This is a genomic window from Nocardia sp. NPDC055321, assembly GCF_053645575.1.
On sequence record NZ_JBSHMS010000013.1, the window covers coordinates 19353 to 25760 of the forward strand.

7 protein-coding genes are annotated in these 6408 nt (G+C 70.3%); 3 read left to right on the top strand and 4 right to left on the bottom strand.

Annotation, left to right across the window (positions count from 1 at the left end; genetic code table 11):
- Positions 1–96: 96 nt before the first annotated feature.
- Positions 97–489, bottom strand: coding sequence for a VOC family protein (locus ACWIGI_RS21425; protein WP_454204192.1), 393 nt, complete (start codon positions 487–489; stop codon positions 97–99).
- A gap of 197 nt (positions 490–686) precedes the next feature.
- On the opposite strand from ACWIGI_RS21425, the gene ACWIGI_RS21430 reads away from it, so the two are divergent.
- The 3 genes from ACWIGI_RS21430 (at position 687) to ACWIGI_RS21440 (ending at position 1943) form a co-directional block, all read left to right on the top strand.
- Positions 687–1127 (top strand): DUF6069 family protein, encoded by a 441-nt coding sequence (locus tag ACWIGI_RS21430; protein WP_454204193.1) that lies wholly within the window; start codon positions 687–689, stop codon positions 1125–1127.
- A gap of 96 nt (positions 1128–1223) precedes the next feature.
- Positions 1224–1358, top strand: a complete 135-nt coding sequence (locus ACWIGI_RS21435) for a hypothetical protein (RefSeq protein ID WP_454204194.1) — start codon at positions 1224–1226, stop codon at positions 1356–1358.
- Between the two features lie 132 nt (positions 1359–1490).
- Complete coding sequence (locus tag ACWIGI_RS21440; RefSeq protein ID WP_454204195.1) at positions 1491–1943, top strand: flavodoxin domain-containing protein; 453 nt, start codon at positions 1491–1493, stop codon at positions 1941–1943.
- A gap of 28 nt (positions 1944–1971) precedes the next feature.
- Here the strand turns inward: ACWIGI_RS21440 and ACWIGI_RS21445 are convergent, their stop codons facing one another.
- The 3 genes from ACWIGI_RS21445 to ACWIGI_RS21455 form a co-directional block, all read right to left on the bottom strand.
- Positions 1972–3144: a thiolase family protein gene (locus ACWIGI_RS21445; RefSeq protein ID WP_454204196.1), complete on the bottom strand. Its 1173-nt coding sequence runs from the start codon at positions 3142–3144 to the stop codon at positions 1972–1974.
- Positions 3145–3235: 91 nt separating this feature from the next.
- Positions 3236–4330: a chorismate-binding protein gene (locus tag ACWIGI_RS21450; protein ID WP_454204197.1), complete on the bottom strand. Its 1095-nt coding sequence runs from the start codon at positions 4328–4330 to the stop codon at positions 3236–3238.
- Entirely contained in the window at positions 4323–5534 is a 1212-nt protein-coding gene (locus ACWIGI_RS21455; RefSeq protein WP_454204198.1) for an AMP-binding protein, read from the bottom strand. The genes ACWIGI_RS21450 and ACWIGI_RS21455 overlap by 8 nt, the downstream gene beginning before the upstream one ends.
- Positions 5535–6408 lie beyond the last annotated feature (874 nt).

The window sequence follows — 6408 nt, forward strand, 5'->3', positions numbered from 1 at the left end:
TGTCACACCCGCGGCGGGGGGGGTTCCCCCCACCCGGCCGTGCGCCCGAAATTGTGGGGGGCGGCCTAATTTGCCGCCCCCCCACGAGCCCCGCGTTCAGCTCAGCGGCGCGTACAGATCGATACCGTTCCCGTCGGGATCCAGCACGACCGCGTACCGCTGCCCCCAGAACGCGTCGAACGGTTTCATCTCCCCGCGATACCCCGCCGCGGTCAACTCCTCGAACTTCGCGTCGACCGCGCCCGCCGAATCGCACCGGAACGCCAGCCCCACGCGGCCGTCACCGTTGCCTGCGTTCCATTCGGGGTGGAACGAACGAATTGTCGCCTCGCTGTCCAGCGCGAACCGCATACCGCCCGGCAACTGCGCCTCCGCGTGCGGCAGATCCGCGGCGCCCGCCTCGAACTCCAGCCCGAGCAGCCCGTAGAAGGCCACGGCCGCACCCATATCCGAGACAACGACGCTGACGACATCAAAGTGAATGCTCATGGACCACACGGTAGGCGCGGTGCGCGTCCGGTGTCTTGAACGAATCGGACCTCGATCGCGTGTCCACCATGTAGCCCGGCTACGACCGGGCGATCGGTGACCCACGTCACTGTTGCCCGAAAAGCATTGACCTGAACAATTATCGAGGTTTCACGATGGAGTCCAGAACTTCATCGCTCTTCCACTCGGAGGTCATCATGACGACCGCAGCCACCAACACCACTCGTTCCCTCGTTCCCGTTCCCGCCTTGAGTCGTCCGGTCGCCGTCTTCGGCGCGGTCGCCGGCGCCGTGGTGGCCAATCTGATCGCCTGGGGGATCGGCGCGCTCGCCGGCGGATCCTTCGAAACGACCATGGACGGTCAGTCGCAGAGCGTCGCCCCCGGCGGGATCGTCACCCTGACCGTCGTGCCGCTGCTGGCCGGGCTCGCCCTCGCGGCGCTGCTGTCGTACCGGTGGGTCGGCGTGCTCCGGCTCGCGGCGGTCGTCGGTTCGCTGCTCGCGGTGGGCACCATCGCCCTGACCGTGGCGGCCGACTTCGACACCGCCTCCACGATCGCGCTGGCGGTCACCCACCTGACGCTGGTGCCCGCGCTGGTCATCGCCACCGAAGGCGTGCGGCGCAAGCTCATCGGGTGAGTCCGTTGCCGGAGGGCCCGCACCCCGGGGTGCGGGCCTTTCCCGTGTCCATGGCTGTCCGGGCATATCGGGCGCAATCCCGGGTACGCGCTGATCATGGAGATTTTGCTGATCATCGCGCTCGCGATTCTGGTCGGTGTGGTTCTGCTGCGCCGGCGGCTGGCGGGCCGGGCGTCCCGCGACGATTTCACCACGGGAAACCCGCCCTCCAGCAACGACAAATCGATCTGAGGATTCCCGGCGCGACGGCGACCGGACGGCGGCAGCGCACCGGCCGGGCTCGATCGCGCGTGGCGCACTTCCGGTATCCCGCCGCGGCCCTGTAGGTTAGGTTAGGCTTACAAACCTTGAAGGGAGCTGTGCGTGCGCGTCGTCATTCTGTTCGGGTCCGAACTGGGCACCTCCGAACTCGTCGCCGAGGCCATCGCCGACGAACTGTCGGGCCATGACGTCTCGGTGTTCGACATGCTGGATTTCGATCCCGACGATCTCGACACCGGTGACTTCCACATCGTGGTGTGCTCGACCTACGGCGACGGCGAACTACCCACCGGCGCGGAGCCCTTCTTCAACGCACTCGACGCCACCGCCCCGGATCTGACCGGCCTGCGCTTCGCGGTCTTCGGCCTCGGCGACATCATCTACGGCGACACCTTCAATCGCGGCGGGGAGATCGCGGCCGAGAAGCTCGCCGCCCGCGGCGCGATCCAGGTCGGCGAACACGCCCGGCACGACTCCTCGACCGACATCAAGCCCAAGGACATGGCGTGCGAATGGGCGCGCACCCTGCCGATCCCCGCCCTCGCGAACAGCTAGCGGCACAGCGGAACCGGCGGTCGCGCGGCTAGAGCGCCTCCAGGATCATGGCGTTGGCCTGGCCGCCGGATTCGCACATGGTCTGCAGCCCGTAGCGCGCGCCGCGGGCCCGCAGCGCGTGCACCAGGGTCGCGGTGATCCGCACCCCGCTGGCGCCGAGCGGATGCCCGAGCGAGATCGCGCCACCGTGCACGTTCACCCGCGCCGGATCCGCGCCGGTCTCGTGCGCCCACGCCAGGACGACACCGGCGTACGCCTCGTTCACCTCGAACAGGTCGATGTCGGAGACGGCCAATCCCGTTCGCTCCAGCACCTTTTCGGTGGCGGGCACCACGGCGGTCAGCATGAGGAACGGATCGTCGCCGATCGCGATATGACTGCGAATCCGGGCCAGGGGCGTGAGCCCGAGCCGGCGCGCGTGCTCGGTGGTGGTCACCAGCACCGCGGCGCTGCCGTCACCGAGGCGGCTCGCGTTGCCCGCGGTGATGTGCCAGCGGATCTCCGGGAAACGGCGGGCGACGGCCTCGTTGTAGAACGAGGGCCGCAGCGCGCCGAATGCGGCCGCGGTGCCGTCGAATCGAATGTTCTCGTCGTACGACAGGCCGAACACGGGCGGGGTCAGCTCGGCCTCGAACAACCCGTTCTTGCTCGCGTCCGCGGCCCGGCGATGGCTCTCCAGCGCGTAGTCGTCCAATTGCGCGCGGCTCAGATCCCAGCGCGCGGTGATGAGTTCGGCGCTGATGCCCTGCCACGGCACGCCCTGCGGATAGCGTTCCAGGAACGCGGATCCGGTGAGATTGTCCGCGTCCAGCAGGCTGGTGCCCATGGGAATCCGGCTGACCGATTCCACCCCCGCGGCGATCACCACGTCGCAGTCGCCCGCGATGACCGCGTGCGCGGCGAACCGCAGCGCCTGCTGGCTCGCGCTGCACTGGCGATCGATTGTGCTGGCGGGCACCGACTCCGGGAATCCGGCGGCCAGCGCGGCCCGGCGCGTCACATTGGTGGCCTGCTCGCCCACCTGGCTCACCACCCCGCCGATGACCTCGTCGATGAGCGCGGGATCGAGGCCGGTCCGCGTGACCAGCGCGCGCAGACTGTGCGCCATCAGATCCACCGGGTGCACGCCGTCCAGGGCCCCGCCCGGTTTGCCCAGGCCGATCGGTGTCCGGACCGCGCCGACGATCACCGCGTCGCGCATGGAACCGCCGGTGCCGAAGTGATCGCGCGCTGTGCGACCACGCGTCGCGATGGATGTCGGCGGATCGCGACCTCGCCTCGGCGGCGCGCGCTCATCGCACCGGGCCCAGGACGCGGCGCATGGTCGCGAGTTTCGTGGCGGTCCGGGCGAATTCGAGGTTCGCGCGGCTCTCGGGCAGCAGGCCGCCTCCGGCGCGCAGGGTGATGTGGCCGCGGTGGGTGTCGAGTTGCATGCCGCGCAGGGCGAGGTGGAACTCGCAGTCGCCGGCCGCGTCGAGCCAGCCGACCAGGCCGCCGTGATAGTCACGGGGGGATTCGTGGTCGCGGATCAGGCGCAGGGCCGCGGGTTGCGGAGACCCGCACACGGCGGGGGACGGGTGCAGCGTCCGAACCAGTTCCGAGACCGGCAGTTCGGTGTCCAGCAGGGTGCCGGTGACGGGTGTGCCCAGGTGCCACAGGTCCGCCGCCGCGATCAGTTCGGGCTCGGGCGGGTGCTCGACGCGTGAGCACAGCGGAGCGAGGGCCGAGACGAGGAAGCCGAGCAGCCGCCGGTGTGCGGTGAGGTACTCCGGGGTGAACAGTTCGGCGCGGGCGCGGGCGCGATCCTGGGACTCGGCGACCCGCGGATCGCGCGCCACGGTCCCGGCCAGCGGGGTCAGCGCGACCGTGGCGCCCGACTTGCGCAGGAACAGTTCGGGACTGGCCCCCATGGTGTGGACGCCGGGGGAATCGAGGTGTTCGACGTGGTAGTTCCGCGCCCGCGGGTAGAGCGTGACGATGCGTTCGAACAGCTGGGCAGGGTCGGTCGTGCCCTCGTAACGGAATCGTTCGGCACGCGAGACCACGATCTTGTCCACGCCCGAATCCGGTGCGCGCAGCAGCGGCACTGCGTGATCCAGCAGGCGCAGGTAGGCCGCGATGGCGGCGTCGTTGAATTCGATGTCGGGACGCACGCCGCCGGGCGCGCTCGCCGGCACGGTCCGCTCGGGGGCGTCGCGCCAGCCCAGATACAGCGAGGCGTTCGCCGAGCGGGGGTCGAAGGGGATCGCGCCGGCCACCAGATCGCCGTATTCGCCCGTGTGGACCGCGATTTCGGCTTCCTCGAGGTTCGAGTAGCAGATGAGCGGGCCGCGCAGTCCGACCCGGCCGTCGCTCCCGGCCAGCTGGAAGCGCGTCCGCTCACCCACGCGCCGCGCCGATCTCGGCGAGCAGCCGGTGGCGGATGGCCACGCGGTCGATCTTGGCGTTGGGCAGCAGCGGGAGTTCGGCGTTCAGGACGATATGTTTCGGGACGGCCGCGCGGCCGAGCCGCTCGCGTACCAGTTCCCGCAGTGCCTCGGGATCTCGCGTCGAAAAACCTTGGCGAGGAACGATATACGCACCCACGATCTCGCCCCACTCGCTGTCGGGCAGACCCAGGACGACGGCCTCGTCCACCCACGGGACCTCGGCGAGCTCGCGTTCCACGGCGGTGGCCGAGACCTTGACGCCGCCGGTGTTGATGAGGTCGTCGATGCGGCCGGTCGGCACGAGCACGTCGCCGTCCCACCGGCCCCGGTCCGCGGTGCGATACCAGCGCTGTCCGGCCTCGACGTAGAAACCGCCCGAATCCGGACCCGGATTCAGATATCCGTCCGCCAGCACGGGGCCGCCGATGTGGATGAGCCCGTCTACGATCCGGACCCGCACCCCGTCCAGGGGCCGCCCGTCGTAGACGCAGCCACCGCAGGTCTCGGTCATGCCGTAGGTGACGACCGGCCTGGTCACCGCGCGCAGTTGCCGTTCGGTGCCGGGATCGAGGCGCGCCCCGCCGATGAGGACGGTGTCGAAGGTCGCCAGCGCCGCCCGCCCGCGCGCGTCGGCGAGCAGCCGCGTGACCTGCGTGGGAACCAGGGATGTGTAGCGCCGCTCGCCGGTCAGGCGCGCGGCGGCCGCGGCGAAGACAGCGCTGTCGAAGGGGCCTGCCGGAAGGGTCGACACCCGGGTGCCGCCCAGGGTTGCCCGCGAGACCACCTGGAATCCGGCCACGTATCCGGCGGGCAGGCACAGCAGCCAATCGCCCGTGCCGCCGAGCCGATCGGCGGTCGCGCGGCTCGAGGCCAGCAACGCGGTGCGCGACAGCAGTGTTCGTTTCGGCACGCCGCTGGATCCGGAGGTGGACAGCAGGACGGCGGTGCCCGCGGGTACGGTCGCCGGAAGCGCCTGTGCCTGTTCCTGGTTGGTGATCGGCGCGATGGCCTCGCCGCCGCGGTAGGCGTGCTCGATGGCCCGGTGCAGCACCGTCACGGCCGCGTCGGCCGCGGTGGGGAGCGCGATCGGGCGCAGTGGGATCTCGGGGATCTCGGCCGCGGTGGTGCGGGCGGTGGATTCGGGGTGCGGCGCGGAGGTCATGCGGCGGCCGCGTGGCCGGTGCGAGGCGGCGTCGGAGGCTCATTGTGGGGAACCAGTTCACGGCTGGTTACCGATCCGATTCGGTGCCGAATGGAACTATGAGTTGCTGAACACGTTTCGACCTGGGAAATCATTTGCCCTGCCCGACTTGCTCACCGGGCGGCGGCCCGGCATCCACTTGCTGGTCGCCCGACCGGCAACCATTCAGCGGCACGCTATCCCCGTGCGCGGCACCTGTCAATCCGTGGCGGGGGTGGGCGAAGTGGATTCGCCTGGACCGTATTTGCGGGTAGCGGCCGGGGCGAGTAGGAGCTACGAGCTGTCGATGGCAGGCGCGGGCGCCCGGCCGTTTCGCCCCCTGTGCAGGGGATGTGCGGGCCGTGTTCGCGGTGTCCTCGCCGCGCCCGCGCTCGCCACGCCTCGTCCACCACCGGGCTCACCCGTACAGGCACGGCGAGTCGCGCGGGACACGCGGAAGGGTTCGCTGTCCGACCCTGTGAAGGTAACCACATCGTCCGCGTCCGCCGAGCGTTCCCGCGTACTCGTTCGCGCGGATCATGCGGCCGCGCAAATGGATTCGGCTCCGCCTGCAGACCGGGCAGGGGGCGCGTAACCGTGGACAACCGGATTGTGACGGCGCGAGCTCCGACGACCACGTGGTGCGGTGGGGAGAATCTATGCGAGAAGCTGTGCGGTGTCCCGTGGGCGAACTTCACCGCACCCAGTGTGGGAGTGAGCGGCCACCCGGCGCGGCGACGGCTCGGAGCGCGGCAGCCGCGGCCTCATCACCCGGCGGTGAGATGCCGATACCCCCGGGGATTTGGGCCCGCAATTAACCCCCCAAGCCGCGGGCGTGGTGCGCGGCCCGGCGCGC

Bases quoted from the DNA above. Each gene is read 5' to 3' on its own strand.
- ACWIGI_RS21425 (WP_454204192.1), bottom strand. From the start codon at position 489: ATGAGCATTCACTTTGATGTCGTCAGCGTCGTTGTCTCGGATATGGGT.
- ACWIGI_RS21430 (WP_454204193.1), top strand. From the start codon at position 687: ATGACGACCGCAGCCACCAACACCACTCGTTCCCTCGTTCCCGTTCCC.
- ACWIGI_RS21435 (WP_454204194.1), top strand. From the start codon at position 1,224: ATGGAGATTTTGCTGATCATCGCGCTCGCGATTCTGGTCGGTGTGGTT.
- ACWIGI_RS21445 (WP_454204196.1), bottom strand. From the start codon at position 3,144: ATGCGCGACGCGGTGATCGTCGGCGCGGTCCGGACACCGATCGGCCTG.
- ACWIGI_RS21455 (WP_454204198.1), bottom strand. From the start codon at position 5,534: ATGACCTCCGCGCCGCACCCCGAATCCACCGCCCGCACCACCGCGGCC.